13 protein-coding genes are annotated in these 17790 nt (G+C 50.7%); all 13 read left to right on the top strand.

Going from position 1 to position 17790, the window contains the following annotated elements:
* On the top strand, positions 1-1122 hold a 1122-nt coding region (tuf, locus tag ACMHXI_RS10760), incomplete at its 5' end, for an elongation factor Tu (protein ID WP_144168092.1).
* A 263-nt stretch (positions 1123-1385) separates the two neighbouring features.
* Complete coding sequence (secE, locus tag ACMHXI_RS10765; RefSeq protein ID WP_025012048.1) at positions 1386-1766, top strand: preprotein translocase subunit SecE; 381 nt, start codon at positions 1386-1388, stop codon at positions 1764-1766.
* A gap of 8 nt (positions 1767-1774) precedes the next feature.
* Entirely contained in the window at positions 1775-2326 is a 552-nt protein-coding gene (gene nusG, locus ACMHXI_RS10770; RefSeq protein WP_025012047.1) for a transcription termination/antitermination protein NusG, read from the top strand.
* 123 nt (positions 2327-2449) lie between these two features.
* Positions 2450-2878, top strand: coding sequence for a 50S ribosomal protein L11 (gene rplK, locus ACMHXI_RS10775; RefSeq protein WP_025012046.1), 429 nt, complete (start codon positions 2450-2452; stop codon positions 2876-2878).
* A gap of 4 nt (positions 2879-2882) precedes the next feature.
* Positions 2883-3584, top strand: coding sequence for a 50S ribosomal protein L1 (rplA, locus tag ACMHXI_RS10780; protein ID WP_025012045.1), 702 nt, complete (start codon positions 2883-2885; stop codon positions 3582-3584).
* A 263-nt stretch (positions 3585-3847) separates the two neighbouring features.
* Entirely contained in the window at positions 3848-4348 is a 501-nt protein-coding gene (gene rplJ / locus ACMHXI_RS10785) for a 50S ribosomal protein L10 (protein WP_025012044.1), read from the top strand.
* 54 nt (positions 4349-4402) lie between these two features.
* On the top strand, positions 4403-4771 hold the full coding sequence (rplL, locus tag ACMHXI_RS10790) for a 50S ribosomal protein L7/L12 (RefSeq protein WP_025890054.1): 369 nt from the start codon (positions 4403-4405) through the stop codon (positions 4769-4771).
* 233 nt (positions 4772-5004) lie between these two features.
* A complete protein-coding gene (gene rpoB, locus ACMHXI_RS10795) occupies positions 5005-9036 on the top strand; it encodes a DNA-directed RNA polymerase subunit beta (protein ID WP_025012043.1) in 4032 nt (1343 codons plus the stop codon).
* 84 nt (positions 9037-9120) lie between these two features.
* Positions 9121-13332 (top strand): DNA-directed RNA polymerase subunit beta', encoded by a 4212-nt coding sequence (gene rpoC / locus ACMHXI_RS10800; protein ID WP_044733357.1) that lies wholly within the window; start codon positions 9121-9123, stop codon positions 13330-13332.
* A gap of 178 nt (positions 13333-13510) precedes the next feature.
* Positions 13511-13885 carry a 30S ribosomal protein S12 gene (gene rpsL, locus ACMHXI_RS10805; RefSeq protein ID WP_025012042.1) on the top strand — a complete coding sequence of 125 codons (375 nt, stop codon included), beginning with the start codon at positions 13511-13513 and terminating at the stop codon, positions 13883-13885.
* Between the two features lie 76 nt (positions 13886-13961).
* Positions 13962-14432, top strand: coding sequence for a 30S ribosomal protein S7 (gene rpsG, locus ACMHXI_RS10810; protein ID WP_025012041.1), 471 nt, complete (start codon positions 13962-13964; stop codon positions 14430-14432).
* Between the two features lie 72 nt (positions 14433-14504).
* Entirely contained in the window at positions 14505-16601 is a 2097-nt protein-coding gene (gene fusA / locus ACMHXI_RS10815; RefSeq protein WP_025890055.1) for an elongation factor G, read from the top strand.
* A gap of 80 nt (positions 16602-16681) precedes the next feature.
* The coding region (gene tuf / locus ACMHXI_RS10820) for an elongation factor Tu (protein ID WP_345882319.1) at positions 16682-17790 on the top strand (1109 nt) is incomplete at its 3' end.

Genomic DNA, 17790 nt, shown 5'->3' on the forward strand with positions numbered 1-17790 from the left:
GACCATGGTAAAACCACTCTGACTGCTGCTATCTCAACTGTACTGTCTAAGACTTACGGTGGTGAGGCGCGTGACTTCGCAGCGATCGATAACGCTCCAGAAGAGCGTGAGCGCGGTATTACCATCAATACCTCTCACATCGAGTATGACACTCCAACTCGTCACTACGCCCACGTAGACTGCCCAGGTCACGCTGACTATGTTAAAAACATGATCACCGGTGCTGCCCAGATGGACGGCGCAATCCTGGTAGTAGCTTCTACTGACGGCCCAATGCCACAGACTCGTGAGCACATCCTGCTGTCTCGTCAGGTAGGTGTACCTTTCATCATCGTATTCATGAACAAGTGTGACATGGTAGACGATGAAGAGCTGCTGGAACTGGTAGAGATGGAAGTTCGTGAACTGCTGTCTGAGTACGATTTCCCAGGTGATGACCTGCCAGTAATTCAGGGTTCTGCTCTGAAAGCTCTGGAAGGCGATGCTCAGTGGGAAGCCAAGATCATCGAACTGGCTGAAGCACTGGATACCTACATCCCTGAGCCAGAGCGTGATATCGATAAGCCATTCCTGCTGCCTATCGAAGACGTATTCTCAATCTCTGGTCGCGGTACTGTAGTAACAGGTCGTGTAGAGCGCGGTATCATCAAAGTTGGTGATGAAGTAGAAATCGTGGGTATCCACGACACTACCAAGACTACCTGTACTGGTGTAGAAATGTTCCGTAAGCTGCTGGACGAAGGTCGTGCCGGTGAGAACTGCGGTATCCTGCTGCGTGGTACCAAGCGTGATGAAGTAGAGCGTGGTCAAGTACTGGCTAAGCCTGGTTCAATCACTCCACACACCAAGTTCGAATCAGAAGTTTACGTCCTGTCTAAAGAAGAAGGTGGTCGTCACACCCCATTCTTCAAAGGCTACCGTCCACAGTTCTACTTCCGTACAACTGACGTGACCGGTACTATCGAACTGCCAGAAGGCGTAGAGATGGTAATGCCAGGTGACAACATCAAGATGACAGTAACTCTGATCTGCCCAATCGCGATGGATGAAGGTCTGCGCTTCGCCATCCGTGAAGGTGGCCGTACAGTTGGTGCTGGTGTTGTAGCCAAGATCATCGCTTAATTGCGAGACAGGTTACTTTGAGAAAGGAAGCTTCGGCTTCCTTTTTTGCTTGCTGGCGTAAAGTGTCAGGCTTTCTCTTGGTTTCGCCCTGTGTATCCTTGATAACAAAGCTGATTAAGAATACAATCTATGGCCGATTTTTGTGCCCTGAGCCGGAGAATTCTCGTCAGGGGCGAGTTCGAAAGCGGGCTGGCGCTGATTTAAGCCTTAAACTTACTCAGCTGTCCCTTGGCTCAGGTCGTAATGAGTAACGGAATTAACCGATGACAACAAATACTGAAAACCAGGGCAACTCTCTGGATATCGTAAAGTGGGTAATAGCTATACTACTGGTGGTAGTGGCTATCGTTGGCAACCAGATGTACAACAACAGTGAAATCATCACTCTGCCAATCCGCGCTGCGGGTGTGGTTGTTGTATTTGCTATTGCTGGATTTATTGCTCTGCAAACTGTTAAGGGTAAGCAAGCATTGGCCTTTGCCCGTGAGTCTCAAATTGAAGTACGCAAAGTCGTATGGCCGACTCGTCAAGAGGCGTTGAATACCACCTTTATCGTACTGGCTGCGACAGGTATCCTGGCCTTGATTCTCTGGGGACTGGATGCGGTATTGCTGCGCATTGTCAACTTTATTACTGGCGTATAGGCACTAGAATGACTGAAGCTAAAGAAGCTAAGAAAAGATGGTATGTGGTTCAGGCTTTTTCCGGTTATGAAGGCCGTGTATGTAAGTCTCTGCTTGAACACATCAAAATGCACGGTATGGAAGAGTTCTTCGGCGAAGTCCTGGTTCCGACCGAAGAAGTTGTGGAAATGCGTGCCGGCCAACGCCGCAAGAGTGAGCGCAAGTTCTTCCCCGGCTATGTGCTGGTACAGATGGAAATGAACGATCAAAGCTGGCACTTGGTGAAAAGCATCCCACGTGTGATGGGCTTTATCGGCGGCACTTCAGATCGTCCTGCTCCTATTTCCGATAAAGAAGCCGAGGCTATCCTGCGTCGTCTGCAGGAGACTACAGATTCTCCGACTCATCGCGTTATGTTCGAACCCGGCGAAGTGGTTCGAGTTACCGATGGTCCGTTTGCCGACTTCAATGGTACTGTTGAAGAAGTGGATTATGACAAGAACCGCGTTAAGGTGTCTGTGATGATCTTCGGTCGTTCGACTCCGGTTGAGTTGGACTTTAATCAGGTAGAGAAATCCTGATTAAATAAAATACAAAATCCGTTTGGCAACGGGTGCGGATTTCTATATAATCCGCACCCGTTGTTTTCGGGGAGCTCAAGGCATGTCGCCTGAGCGTTTGAACCCAAACTGAGGAAATGTCAGATGGCAAAGAAAATTGAAGCTTACATCAAGCTGCAAGTAGCAGCCGGTGCTGCAAACCCGTCTCCACCAGTTGGTCCAGCTCTGGGTCAAAAAGGTGTGAACATCATGGAATTCTGTAAAGCATTCAACGCTCGTACTGAAAAGTTCGAAAAAGGTATGCCAATTCCAGTAGTGATCACTGTTTACAACGATCGCTCATTCACTTTCGAAACCAAGACTCCACCTGCAGCCTTCTTGCTGAAGAAAGCCGCTGGTCTGAAGTCAGGTTCTGCTCGTCCTAACACTCAGAAAGTGGGTACTATCAAGCGTAGCCAGGTTCAGGAAATTGCTGAAACCAAGGCAACCGATATGACTGGTGCTGACATTGAAGCGATGACTCGCTCAATCGAAGGTACTGCGCGTTCCATGGGTTTGGTAGTAGAGGACTAATATAATGGCAAAGCTGACTAAGCGCATGCGCACCATCCGCGAAAAAGTGGACGTAACCAAAGCATACGACATCAACGAAGCTGTAGCTCTGCTGAAAGAACTGGCTACTGCCAAGTTCGTTGAGAGCGTAGACGTTGCCGTTAACCTGGGTGTTGATCCTCGTAAATCTGACCAAAACGTTCGTGGTGCCACTGTGCTGCCACACGGTACTGGTCGTGAAGTACGTGTTGCTGTATTCACTCAAGGTGCCAATGCCGAAGCTGCGAAAGAAGCTGGTGCTGAACTGGTAGGTATGGAAGATCTGGCTGAGCAGGTGAAAGCCGGCGAAATGAACTTCGACGTAGTTATCGCATCTCCTGATGCAATGCGCGTTGTTGGTATGCTGGGTCAAATCCTGGGCCCACGCGGCCTGATGCCTAACCCTAAAACCGGTACTGTAACTCCTAACGTTGCCGAAGCTGTTAAGAACGCCAAGGCTGGTCAGGTTCGTTACCGTAACGACAAGAACGGTATCATCCACACTACTATCGGTAAAGTGGACTTCGAAACCGCTCAACTGAAAGAAAACCTGGAAGCACTGCTGACTGCACTGAAGAAGGCCAAGCCTGCTGCAGCCAAAGGCCAGTACGTGAAGAAGGTAAGCATCTCCACCACTATGGGTGCAGGTGTAGCTGTTGACCAGAACACTCTGGACACTGCTAACTAATTTTACAAAATGCGCGCGTTAGCCTATAATGCGCGCACTTTTGTGGGTTGGAACCTATGACGAGTGTTTACACTCAGATGGGTTTCCGTCCAAGACCGCAGGTGTTGACCGTCTGGGATACTTAATTTCCTGCGTAGACGGTGTCAGGCCCCAGATAGATTTATTTCTGCTGGATTATCTGCACCGTAAGTAACTGAGTACGTTTGTATTCAGTATGGTAAACACTGGGGGGATTCCCCAGGTAGAATCCAGGAGTAAAGCCAATGGCATTAAGACTCGAAGACAAAAAAGCGATTGTTGCTGAAGTCAACGAAGCTGCCAAAGGTGCGCTTTCTGCAGTTGTCGCCGATTCACGCGGTGTAACTGTAGGTGCTATGACAGTTCTGCGTAAGACTGCTCGCGCAAACGGTGTGTATGTACGTGTTGTACGTAACACTCTGGCTCGCCGCGCAGTTGAAGGCACTGCTTTTGAGTGTCTGACAGAGGTGTTCTCTGGCCCAACTTTGATCGCTTTCTCTAACGAGCACCCAGGTGCTGCAGCTCGTCTGTTAAAAGACTTTGCTAAAGAGCAAGCCGCTTTCGAAGTTAAAGGTGCAGCTTATGAAGGGGAATTCATCCCTGCAGCTGACATTGATCGTTTGGCAAAACTGCCAACTTACGAAGAAGCACTGGCACAGCTGATGATGACTATGAAAGAAGCATCTGCTGGCAAGTTCGTTCGTACTCTGGCCGCTCTGCGCGATCAAAAACAAGAAGCCGCTTAATCTCAAGCTGGCTGCTTAACAGAATTGAATTCAGAACAATAGGAAACATTTGTTATGTCTATCACTAAAGACCAAATCCTTGAAGCCTTTGCAGCTATGTCTGTAATGGAAGTTGTTGAACTGATCGAAGCTATGGAAGAGAAGTTCGGCGTATCTGCTGCTGCCGCAGTAGTTGCTGGCGGCGCTGGTGAAGCTGCTGCTGCTGAAGAGAAAACCGAGTTCGACGTAGTTATGACTTCTCACGGTGACAACAAAGTTGCTGTGATCAAGGCTGTACGTGGTGCCACAGGTCTGGGTCTGAAAGAAGCCAAAGCTATGGCTGAATCTGCTCCAGTAGCTGTTAAAGAAGCTGTCTCTAAAGAAGAAGCTGAAGCTCTGAAGAAAGAACTCGAAGAAGCTGGTGCTCAAGTAGAGATCAAGTAAGTCATACTGACTTACAATCACCCAAGCCAATTGGGTGGAGGCTGGCGGTTTTTTGACCGTCGGCCTTTTTTGCGCTGTAAGCGTTGGCGATTTTTTTCACCGTTTGTCGCCAGATTTTGCAGTCCCTAGCAGTGATTATTGGTTAGGTTCTTGCCATCAACGGTGATGGGCAAACGTGCTGGATTAACTGTGTTGATTCAGTCTTGGTCACATCTCGCAAGCAGAGGAAACCCATGGTTTACTCCTATTCTGAAAAGAAGCGTATTCGCAAAGACTTCGGTAAGCGTCCACAGGTGTTGGACATCCCTTATCTGTTGTCGATTCAGTTAGACTCTTTTAAGAAGTTCACCGATCAAGACCCTACCGGTGAGCGTGGCCTAGAGGCCGCCTTCCGTAGCGTTTTTCCCATCAAGAGCTTTTCTGGTAATTCAGAACTGCAGTACGTCAGCTATAAGCTGGGCGAGCCTGTTTTTGATGTGAAAGAGTGTCAAATCCGCGGTGTGACATACTCCGCTCCACTGCGCGTTAAGCTGCGCATGGTGCTGTATGATCGTGAAGCTGCCGCCGGCACTGTAAAAGATATTAAAGAACAAGAAGTCTACATGGGGGATATCCCTCTGATGACTGAAAACGGTACCTTTGTTATCAATGGTACTGAGCGTGTTATCGTATCTCAGTTGCACCGTAGCCCAGGTGTGTTCTTCGACCACGACCGTGGTAAGACACACTCTTCAGGTAAAGTGCTGTATAACGCGCGTATTATTCCTTACCGCGGTTCATGGCTCGACTTCGAGTTCGACCCTAAAGATGCGTTGTTTGTACGTATCGACCGTCGCCGTAAGCTGCCTGCCAGCATCATTCTGCGTGCCCTGGAATATTCTACTCAGGATATCCTCGACATCTTCTTTGAGCGTGTCGACTTCAAGATCAAGAAAGATTCTCTGGTCATGACACTGGTTCCTGAGCGTCTGCGTGGCGAAACTGCCAGCTATGACATCAAGGATTCAGAAGGCACTGTGCTGGTAGAGAAGGGCCGTCGTATCACTGCCCGTCATATCCGCCAACTGGAAAAAACCAACACTACTGAACTGGAAGTCCCGGTTGAGTACATAGTGGGTAAAGTGGCGGCTCAGGACTATATCGATCCTGACACAGGTGAAGTACTGGTTACCGCCAACAACGAGATCAGCCTGGAAGACCTGGCCAATCTGTCACTGGCCGGTATCAAAGAGGTCAGCACCCTGTACATCAACGAGCTGGATCACGGTGCTTACATCTCTGACACTCTGCGTATTGACTCAACCACCAACCGTTTGGAAGCGCTGGTTGAAATCTATCGCATGATGCGTCCTGGCGAGCCACCAACCAAGGATGCCGCCGAAGCTCTGTTCCAGAACCTGTTCTTCAGCGAAGAGCGCTATGACCTATCTAAAGTGGGCCGGATGAAGTTCAACCGTCGTCTCGAAATCGACGAGAACGAGGGGACCGGTGTACTGACCAAAGAAGACATAGTTGCCGTAATGAAGAAGATCATCGAAATCCGTAACGGTTTTGATGAAGTCGATGATATCGACCACCTGGGTAACCGTCGTATCCGTAGCGTTGGCGAAATGGCCGAGAACCAGTTCCGTGTCGGTCTGGTACGTGTTGAGCGCGCTGTACGTGAACGTCTGTCTCTGGGCGATCTGAACGAGCTGATGCCTCAGGATCTGATCAACGCCAAGCCAATCTCTGCTGCAGTGAAAGAGTTCTTCGGTTCTTCTCAGCTGTCGCAGTTTATGGATCAGAACAACCCACTGTCAGAAGTGACTCACAAGCGCCGTATTTCGGCTCTTGGTCCTGGCGGTCTGACCCGTGAGCGTGCCGGCTTCGAAGTTCGAGACGTGCACCCAACTCACTATGGTCGTCTGTGTCCAATTGAGACCCCTGAAGGTCCAAACATTGGTCTGATCAACTCACTGTCTACCTTTGCCCGTACCAACTCATACGGCTTCCTGGAAACACCTTATCGTAAGGTGATCGACAGTGTGGTTACCGATGAAGTGGAATATCTGTCAGCCATCGAAGAAGGCCGCTATGTGATTGCACAGGCCAACATCGAGCTCGACAACGAAGGTCGCATTGTGGAAGAGCAGGTTGCCTGTCGCCACAAGGGTGAATCTACCTTTATGCGCGCTTCCGATATCCAGTATATGGACGTATCTCCACAGCAGATCATCTCTGTGGCGGCATCTTTGATCCCATTCCTTGAGCACGACGACGCTAACCGTGCATTGATGGGTGCAAACATGCAACGTCAGGCAGTACCAACACTCAAGTCAGAGAAGCCTCTGGTGGGTACAGGTATTGAACGTACACTGGCTGTTGACTCAGGCGTGGTTGTGGCTGCCAAGCGTGGCGGTGTGATCGACTATGTTGATGCCAGCCGCATCGTGGTTAAGGTTAACGAAGATGAGCTGCGCCCAGGCGAAGCCGGTATCGATATCTACAACCTGACCAAGTACACCCGTTCCAACCAGAACACCTGCATCAACCAGCGTCCATGCTGTAGCGTAGGTGAGCCTGTGGTGCGTGGTGACGTTCTGGCCGATGGTCCGTCAACCGACTTGGGCGACCTGGCTCTGGGTCAGAACATGCGCGTGGCCTTCATGCCATGGAACGGTTACAACTTTGAGGATTCCATCCTTATTTCCGAGCGCGTAGCGCAGGAAGACCGTTTCACGACTATCCACATTCAGGAACTGTCCTGTATTGCCCGTGACACCAAGCTGGGTAGCGAAGAGATCACTGCTGACATCCCTAACGTAGGTGAGTCTGCACTGAGCAAGCTGGATGAATCCGGTATCGTTTACATCGGCGCCGAAGTAAAAGGCGGTGACATTCTGGTTGGTAAGGTAACGCCTAAGGGTGAAACTCAGCTGACTCCGGAAGAGAAACTGCTGCGGGCTATTTTCGGTGAGAAAGCGTCTGACGTTAAAGACAGCTCTCTGCGTGTACCTAACTCAGTGAAGGGTACAGTTATCGACGTGCAAGTCTTCACCCGTGACGGTGTTGAAAAAGACAAGCGCGCCATCGAAATCGAAGAGATGCACATTGCTCAAGCCCGTAAGGACCTGACTGAAGAGTTCAAGATCCTCGAAGAGGGTGTACTGAGCCGTGCCCGTAACCTGCTGCTGAGCGCCGGTTTCAGTGAAGCCAAACTGGCCGAACTGCCACGCAAAGACGTATTGGTTCAGGTTATCGATGATGAAGCCAAGCAAACCGAACTGGAACAGCTGGCTGAACAGCACGAAGAGCTGAAAGCCGACTTTGACAAGAAGTTCGAAGTTAAGCGTCGCAAGATCACCCAAGGTGATGATCTGGCTCCAGGCGTCCTGAAGATCGTTAAGGTTTACCTGGCGGTTAAGCGTACCATCCAGCCTGGTGACAAGATGGCCGGTCGTCACGGTAACAAGGGTGTGATTTCCAAGATCTGTCCTATCGAAGATATGCCATACGACGAGCAGGGTAACCCTGTCGACATCGTACTGAACCCTCTGGGTGTACCTTCGCGGATGAACATAGGTCAGGTACTGGAAGTTCACTTGGGTGCTGCGGCTAAAGGTATTGGTAATCGCATCAATGCCATGCTGGAAGAACAGCGTGAGCTGGCCGAACTGCGTGGCTACATCAAACAGGTCTATGAACTGGGCGATGAAGTGAAGCAGCGCGTGGATATCGATTCATTTACCGATGATGAAGTTCTGCGTCTGGCCAAACACCTGAAGGATGGTCTGCCAACGGCAACCCCAGCCTTCGACGGTGCCAAAGAGAAAGAGATCAAGCAGATGCTTGAGCTCGCAGGTCTGCCGACTTCTGGTCAGCTGAATCTGTTTGATGGTCGTACCGGTAACCAGTTCGAGCGTCCTGTGACCGTAGGTTACATGTACATGCTCAAACTGAACCACTTGGTTGATGACAAGATGCACGCCCGTTCTACCGGTTCGTACAGCTTGGTTACTCAGCAACCTCTGGGCGGTAAAGCTCAGTTCGGTGGTCAGCGTTTCGGTGAGATGGAAGTGTGGGCCCTGGAGGCATACGGTGCTGCGTATACTCTGCAGGAAATGCTCACAGTGAAATCGGATGACGTTAACGGTCGTACTCAGATGTACAAGAACATCGTTGACGGTAACCATCAGATGCAGCCAGGAATGCCAGAGTCCTTCAACGTATTGCTGAAGGAGATCCGTTCTCTCGGTATCAACATCGAGTTGGATCAAGAGTAAGACGCGGTTTAAAGCCTGCGTTTGGCAACGAATTGGTGCTCCGCGAGAGCGGGGCACCGGGTTTAACTCCTTCAGGAGAGAAACGTGAAAGACTTATTAAAGTTTCTGAAACAGCAAAGCAAGACTGAAGAATTTGAAGGCATCAAGATCGGCCTGGCGTCGCCTGATCTGATCCGTTCTTGGTCATTTGGTGAAGTTAAGAAGCCTGAAACCATCAACTACCGTACATTCAAGCCTGAGCGTGAAGGCCTGTTCTGTGCCCGTATCTTTGGCCCGGTCAAAGATTACGAGTGTCTGTGCGGTAAGTACAAGCGTCTCAAGCACCGCGGTGTGATCTGTGAGAAGTGTGGCGTTGAAGTGACCCAGACCAAAGTACGTCGTGAGCGTATGGGCCACATCGAACTGGCCAGCCCAGTTGCCCACATCTGGTTCCTCAAGTCACTGCCATCCCGTATCGGTCTGATGCTGGACATGACTCTGCGTGATATTGAGCGGGTACTCTACTTCGAATCTTATGTGGTTATCGAGCCAGGCATGACCAGCCTGGAGCGCGGTCAAATGCTGACCGAAGAAACCTACCTGGATGCGCTGGAAGAGTATGGTGACGAGTTTGAAGCCAAGATGGGTGCCGAAGCGGTTCTGGAACTGCTGCGCGCTATCGATCTGGAGAAAGAAGTTGAGCAGATGCGCGAAGAGCTGCCATCTATCAACTCTGAGACCCGTCGCAAGAAAGTCACCAAGCGTTTGAAGCTGGTTGAGGCCTTCTACCATTCAGGCAACAAGCCAGAGTGGATGATCCTCAAGGTGCTGCCGGTTCTGCCACCTGATTTGCGTCCTCTGGTTCCACTGGACGGCGGCCGTTTCGCGACTTCAGATCTGAACGATCTGTATCGCCGCGTGATCAACCGTAACAACCGTTTGAAGCGTCTGCTGGATCTGGCTGCTCCGGATATCATAGTTCGCAACGAAAAGCGTATGCTGCAGGAATCTGTTGATGCCCTGCTGGATAACGGTCGTCGCGGTCGTGCCATTACCGGTTCCAACAAGCGTCCTCTAAAGTCCTTGGCCGACATGATCAAGGGTAAGCAAGGTCGTTTCCGTCAAAACCTGCTGGGTAAGCGTGTTGACTACTCAGGCCGTTCGGTAATTACCGTGGGCCCAACTCTGCGTCTGCACCAGTGTGGTCTGCCGAAGAAAATGGCGCTGGAACTATTCAAACCATTCATCTACGGCAAGCTGGAAGGTCGTGGCCTGGCCACTACCATCAAAGCCGCCAAGAAGATGGTTGAGCGTGAAGTTGCCGAGGTTTGGGACGTACTGGATGAAGTGATCCGCGAACACCCTGTGATGCTGAACCGTGCACCAACACTGCACCGTTTGGGTATCCAGGCGTTCGAACCTGTACTGATCGAAGGTAAAGCGATTCAACTGCACCCACTGGTGTGTGCGGCCTATAACGCCGACTTCGACGGTGACCAAATGGCGGTACACGTGCCTCTGACGCTGGAAGCCCAGCTGGAAGCCCGTGCGTTGATGATGTCAACCAACAACATTTTGTCACCTGCCAACGGTGAGCCGGTTATCACTCCTTCTCAGGACGTGGTACTGGGTCTGTACTACATGAGCCGTGAGCGCGTAAATGGCCGCGGTGAAGGTATGGCCTTTGAGTCTGTTGCCGAAGCCGAAAAAGCCTATCGCACAGGTGCCGCCGAGCTGCACGCCCGGGTTAAAGTTCGTATCACCGAAACTCATATCGATGAGAACGGTGAGCGCACCCAACAGCGCCGCATTGTCGACACCACAGTAGGTCGTGCTCTGTTGTCACTGATCCTGCCAGCCGGTATGTCTTTTGATCTGGTTAACCAGAACATGGGCAAGAAGCAGATCTCCCGTTTGCTGAACACCTGCTACCGTCAGCTGGGTCTGAAAGATACTGTTATCTTTGCTGACCAACTGATGTACACAGGTTTCCAATACGCCACTATCTCTGGTGCCTCTGTCGGTATCAACGATATGGAAATCCCGGAAGCCAAGTACAAGCTGGTTGCCGACGCAGAAGCCGAAGTTCTGGAAATCCAGGAGCAGTTCCAGTCTGGTCTGGTTACTGCCGGTGAGCGTTACAACAAGGTTATCGATATCTGGGCCAGCGCCAACGAGAAAGTCTCCAAGGCGATGATGGAAAACCTGTCTTCCGAAGTGGTTATCAACCGCGACGGTGAAGAAGAGAAACAGGCTTCCTTCAACAGCATCTACATGATGGCCGACTCAGGCGCTCGTGGTAGTGCCGCTCAGATCCGTCAGTTGGCGGGTATGCGTGGTCTGATGGCCAAGCCAGACGGCTCTATCATCGAAACGCCCATCGTGGCGAACTTCCGTGAAGGTCTGAACGTACTGCAGTACTTTATTTCAACCCACGGTGCTCGTAAGGGTCTGGCGGATACCGCACTTAAGACAGCAAACTCAGGTTACCTGACTCGTCGTCTGGTGGATGTTGCCCAGGATCTGGTTGTTATCGAAGATGACTGTGGTACTCACGAAGGTCTGATCATGAAGCCGCTGATTGAAGGTGGTGACGTGGTTGAGCCGCTGCGTGAACGCGTACTGGGTCGTGTTGTTGCCGAGGATGTTTACTATCCTGGTTCCGACGAAGTCCTGGCGCCACGTAACACTCTGCTGGATGAAGCATGGTGTGACAAGCTGGAAGAGTACAGTGTTGACGAAGTTAAAGTTCGCTCTGTGATCTCCTGTGATACCGACTTCGGTGTTTGTGCCAAGTGTTACGGTCGTGACCTGGCCCGTGGTCACCTGATCAACCAAGGTGAAGCAATCGGGGTTGTCGCTGCTCAGTCAATCGGTGAGCCTGGTACACAGCTGACGATGCGTACCTTCCACATCGGTGGTGCGGCATCCAGGGCTTCTGCAGAAAACAACGTTCAGGTGAAGAACGCCGGTAACCTGAAGCTGCATAACGCCAAGTTCGTTAAGAACAGCGATGGCAAGCTGGTTATCGTATCGCGCTCGTCTGAGCTGGCGATTATCGATGAACTGGGCCGTGAGAAAGAGCGCTACAAGGTGCCTTACGGTACTGTGCTGGAAACGCTGGAAGGCGCCGAAGTTACCGCTGGCCAGACTATCGCTAACTGGGATCCACATACTCACCCAATCATCACTGAGGTGGCGGGTTATGTGAAGTTTGAGCAGATGATTGACGGTGTCACCATCTCGCGTCAAACCGACGAGCTGACCGGTCTGTCTTCTATCGTGGTATTGGATGTGGCCCAGCGCCCAAGCGCCGGCAAAGAAATGCGTCCAATGATCCGTTTGGTTGACGAAAACGGTAATGACCTGACCATTCCTGGTACCGACGTACCTGCGCAGTACTTCCTGCCCAGCAATGCGATCGTAAACCTGGAAGATAATGCTCAGATCAGCGTCGGTGATGCACTGGCTCGTATTCCTCAGGAATCGTCCAAGACTCGCGATATTACCGGTGGTCTGCCAAGGGTTGCTGACCTGTTCGAAGCCCGTAAGCCAAAAGAGCCGGCGATTCTGGCTGAGATCAGCGGTACCATCTCCTTCGGTAAAGAGACCAAAGGTAAGCGTCGTCTGGTCATTACCCCTGCTGAAGGCGGTAACCCATACGAAGAGATGATCCCCAAGTGGCGTAACCTGAACGTGTTCGAAGGTGAAAAAGTCGAACGTGGTGAAGTGATCGCCGATGGTCCAGAGTCTGCTCACGATATTCTGCGTCTGCGCGGTATCCACAACGTAGCCAACTACATTGTGAATGAAGTACAGGACGTATATCGTCTGCAGGGTGTGAAGATTAACGACAAGCACATCGAGGTGATCATTCGCCAGATGCTGCGTAAGTGTCTGATCACTGAAGCCGGTGATTCTGAGTTCCTCGAAGGGGAGCAGGTTGAGGTGTCCCGCGTCAAGATCGCTAACCGCGAACTGGAAGAGCAGGGCAAGATTCCGGCCAAGTTCGAACGCGAACTGCTGGGTATCACCAAAGCCTCTCTGGCGACCGAGTCCTTCATCTCTGCGGCCTCGTTCCAGGAAACCACTCGCGTACTGACCGAAGCGGCAGTAGGCGGTAAGAGTGATAACCTGCGCGGTCTGAAAGAGAACGTGATCGTAGGTCGTCTGATCCCGGCTGGTACCGGTTATGCTTACCACAACAACCGTAACCAGGCTCGCGGTGAAGTAGCGACTGAAGCACCTAGCATCAGCGCCAGCGAAGCCGAACAGAACCTGGCCGATCTGTTGAACCTGGCTGGTAGTCAGGAATAAGTAGCATAGATGTTATAAAAGGCGCCGAAAGGCGCCTTTTTCATTGGAATACGCTGCAAAAGTTGGCTATTTCTTGACAGCCAAGCCTTACCTTTCTAAAATTCCGCGTCCCACTATTGTGGGATTAGATTTTTCACACCTTATTGTTGAGTTGAAATCAACTGATTCGGAGCTATACATGGCAACTGTAAACCAGTTGGTACGTAAGCCTCGCGCACCTAAAGTCGAAAAGACTAACGTGCCTGCGTTGAACGCGTGCCCACAAAAGCGTGGTGTTTGTACTCGTGTGTACACCACTACCCCAAAAAAACCTAACTCTGCACTACGTAAAGTAGCTCGTGTGCGTCTGACCAACGGTTTCGAAGTAACTTCGTACATCGGCGGTGAAGGCCACAACCTGCAGGAACACAGTGTAATCCTGATCCGTGGTGGTCGTGTTAAAGACTTACCTGGTGTGCGTTATCACACTGTTCGTGGCGCCCTGGACTGTGCTGGTGTGACTTCACGTCGCCAAGCTCGTTCTAAGTACGGTGCTAAGCGTCCTAAGTCTTAATGGTTTTCCGTTAAGTAAGGCCAAGCTAAATATAAATTCCAGTTTTGGAAATACCTGAAGCATACGGAGAATAGTTATGCCAAGACGTCGCGTAGTAGGACAACGTAAGATCCTACCTGATCCAAAGTTTCAAAGTGAGTTGCTGGCTAAGTTCATCAACGTCATTATGCAGGACGGCAAAAAGTCGACTGCTGAAAAAATTATCTACAAAGCACTGGATGTTGTCGCCGATAAGAAAGGCGAAGAGCATCTGGTTATCCTTGAAGCAGCCCTGGAAAACGTTCGCCCAGCGGTAGAGGTTAAGTCTCGCCGTGTTGGTGGTTCTACTTACCAGGTTCCATGTGAAGTTCGCCCAGTTCGTCGTAACGCACTGGCGATGCGCTGGTTGGTTGAAGCTGCTCGTAAGCGTGGTGAAAAATCTATGGCTCTGCGCCTGGCAGGTGAACTGCTGGACGCTTCCGAAAACAAAGGTACTGCCGTTAAGAAGCGCGAAGACGTGCATCGTATGGCAGAAGCCAACAAAGCGTTTGCTCATTACCGTTGGTAATATCGGGCGCGGGATTGCCCGCGCTTTCTCTGACATTGCTAAGATTTTTATCTTAGTCAAGAGGGTATAATCGTGGCTCGTACAACTCCAATTGAGCGTTATCGCAACATAGGTATTTGTGCTCACGTTGACGCAGGTAAAACCACTACCACAGAGCGAGTCCTGTTCTATACAGGGGTAAACCACAAGATGGGTGAAACCCATGACGGTGCGTCTACCACTGACTGGATGGTTCAGGAGCAGGAGCGGGGTATTACTATTACCTCTGCGGCTGTTACCACGTTCTGGCGAGGTATGGATGCCCAGTTTACTGAGCATCGTATCAATATCATCGATACCCCAGGTCACGTCGATTTTACTATTGAGGTAGAGCGTTCTCTGCGCGTACTTGACGGTGCCGTAGTGGTCTTTTGTGGTTCTTCTGGTGTGGAACCTCAATCTGAGACCGTATGGCGTCAAGCCGACAAGTATCATGTCCCCCGTCTGGTGTTCGTCAATAAGATGGACCGTGCCGGTGCCGACTTTGATCGCGTAGTAGGACAGATCCGTAACCGTCTCGGTGCAACTTGTGTGCCTATTCAATTGAATATTGGTACAGAAGAAAACTTTAGCGGGGTTATCGATCTCATCAAGATGAAAGCCATCAACTGGAATGAAGAAGACCAGGGCCTGACTTTCACTCACGAAGAGATCCCAGAGCATTTGCTTGCCAAGGCAACCGAAATGCGCGAATACCTGGTAGAGAGTGCCGCAGAGGCTTCTGATGAGCTGATGGACAAATACCTTGAAGAAGGTGAGCTCACAGAAGAAGAGATCAAAAAAGCGCTTCGTCAACGTACTATCAACAACGAAATTGTGCTGGCTACCTGTGGTAGTGCCTTTAAAAATAAAGGCGTACAGGCAGTTCTCGATGCCGTTGTTGAATACCTTCCTGCTCCTGTTGATGTTCCTGCGATTAAGGGCATCGATGACAGAGAACAGGAAGTTGAGCGTGTTTCTGATGACAATGCACCTTTCTCTGCGTTGGCATTCAAAATCGCAACAGACCCATTTGTGGGTACTTTGACCTTTATCCGGGTTTACTCAGGTGTCCTGGAGTCGGGTTCAGCCGTTTACAACTCTGTAAAAGAGAAGCGTGAGCGTATCGGTCGTATCGTGCAGATGCACGCCAACGACCGTAAAGAACTGAAAGAAGTGCGCGCAGGTGATATAGCTGCTGCTATCGGCCTGAAAGATGTGACAACCGGTGACACCCTGTGTGACCCAGACCATAAGGTAATTCTGGAGCGGATGGAATTCCCCGAGCCGGTTATTACCATTGCTGTGGAACCTCGTTCCAAAGCTGACCAGGAAAAGATGGGCATTGCGCTGCAGAAGCTGGCAATGGAAGATCCTTCTTTCCGGGTTGAGACTGACGAGGAGTCGGGTCAGACTCTGATTTCAGGTATGGGTGAGCTACACTTGGACATTATCATCGACCGTATGCGCCGTGAGTTCAGCGTTGAATGTAACGTTGGTAAACCTCAGGTGGCTTATCGTGAAACTATCCGCAGTGCCGTGGAAGTGGAAGGTAAGTTTGTGCGTCAGTCTGGTGGTCGTGGTCAATTCGGTCATGTCTGGCTGAAACTGGAGCCTCGTGAAGAGGGTGCCGGTTATGAGTTTGTCAACGAAATCGTTGGTGGTGTAGTTCCTAGAGAATACATTCCTGCGGTTGACAAAGGGATCCAAGAACAGATGAAGAACGGTGTTCTCGCCGGCTTCCCTGTATTGGACGTGAAGGTCACTCTGTTCGACGGTTCATATCATGATGTGGACTCGAACGAAATGGCGTTCAAAGTTGCAGGTTCTATGGGCTTCAAGAAGGGGGCGCTGCAAGCTAACCCTGTGTTGCTCGAGCCTTGCATGAAGGTTGAAGTGACAACCCCAGAAGACTACATGGGTGACGTAGTAGGTGATCTGAACCGTCGTCGTGGTCTTATCGAAGGTATGGATGACGGCGTCGCCGGTATCAAGATCATTCGAGCTGTGGTACCTTTGGCTGAAATGTTTGGTTATGCAACAGATTTGCGTTCAGCGACTCAGGGTCGGGCTTCATACTCCATGGAGTTTTTGAAGTACTCTGAAGCGCCGCAAAACGTTGCTAAAGCAGTTATCGAAGCTCGTACCTGATTTAGGTAACGGCATTAACTGTTATTTTGATTGATGGTGTCCGGCAGCGCCGGACTCTTCTGAAAAGAAAGGAATATATCGTGTCTAAAGCTAAATTTGAACGTTCCAAGCCCCACGTTAACGTGGGCACCATTGGTCACGTTGACCATGGTAAAACCACTCTGACTGCTGCTATCTCAACTGTACTGTCTAAGACTTACGGTGGTGAGGCGCGTGACTTCGCAGCGATCGATAACGCTCCAGAAGAGCGTGAGCGCGGTATTACCATCAATACCTCTCACATCGAGTATGACACTCCAACTCGTCACTACGCCCACGTAGACTGCCCAGGTCACGCTGACTATGTTAAAAACATGATCACCGGTGCTGCCCAGATGGACGGCGCAATCCTGGTAGTAGCTTCTACTGACGGCCCAATGCCACAGACTCGTGAGCACATCCTGCTGTCTCGTCAGGTAGGTGTACCTTTCATCATCGTATTCATGAACAAGTGTGACATGGTAGACGATGAAGAGCTGCTGGAACTGGTAGAGATGGAAGTTCGTGAACTGCTGTCTGAGTACGATTTCCCAGGTGATGACCTGCCAGTAATTCAGGGTTCTGCTCTGAAAGCTCTGGAAGGCGATGCTCAGTGGGAAGCCAAGATCATCGAACTGGCTGAAGCACTGGATACCTACATCCCTGAGCCAGAGCGTGATATCGATAAGCCATTCCTGCTGCCTATCGAAGACGTATTCTCAATCTCTGGTCGCGGTACTGTAGTAACAGGTCGTGTAGAGCGCGGTATCATCAAAGTTGGTGATGAAGTAGAAATCGTGGGTATCCACGACACTACCAAGACTACCTGTACTGGTGTAGAAATGTTCCGTAAGCTGCTGGACGAAGGTCGTGCCGGTGAGAACTGCGGTATCCTGCTGCGTGGTACCAAGCGTGATGAAGTAGAGCGTGGTCAAGTACTGGCTAAGCCTGGTTCAATCACTCCACACACCAAGTTCGAATCAGAAGTTTACGTCCTGTCTAAAGAAGAAGGTGGTCGTCACACCCCATTCTTCAAAGGCTACCGTCCACAGTTCTACTTCCGTACAACTGACGTGACCGGTACTATCGAACTGCCAGAAGGCGTAGAGATGGTAATGCCAGGTGACAACATCAAGATGACAGTAACTCTGATCTGCCCAATCGCGATGGA

Origin of the sequence: Shewanella sp. BJSY2023SW005 (assembly GCF_047314585.1) — a bacterium.
GTDB lineage: Bacteria > Pseudomonadota > Gammaproteobacteria > Enterobacterales > Shewanellaceae > Shewanella > Shewanella algae.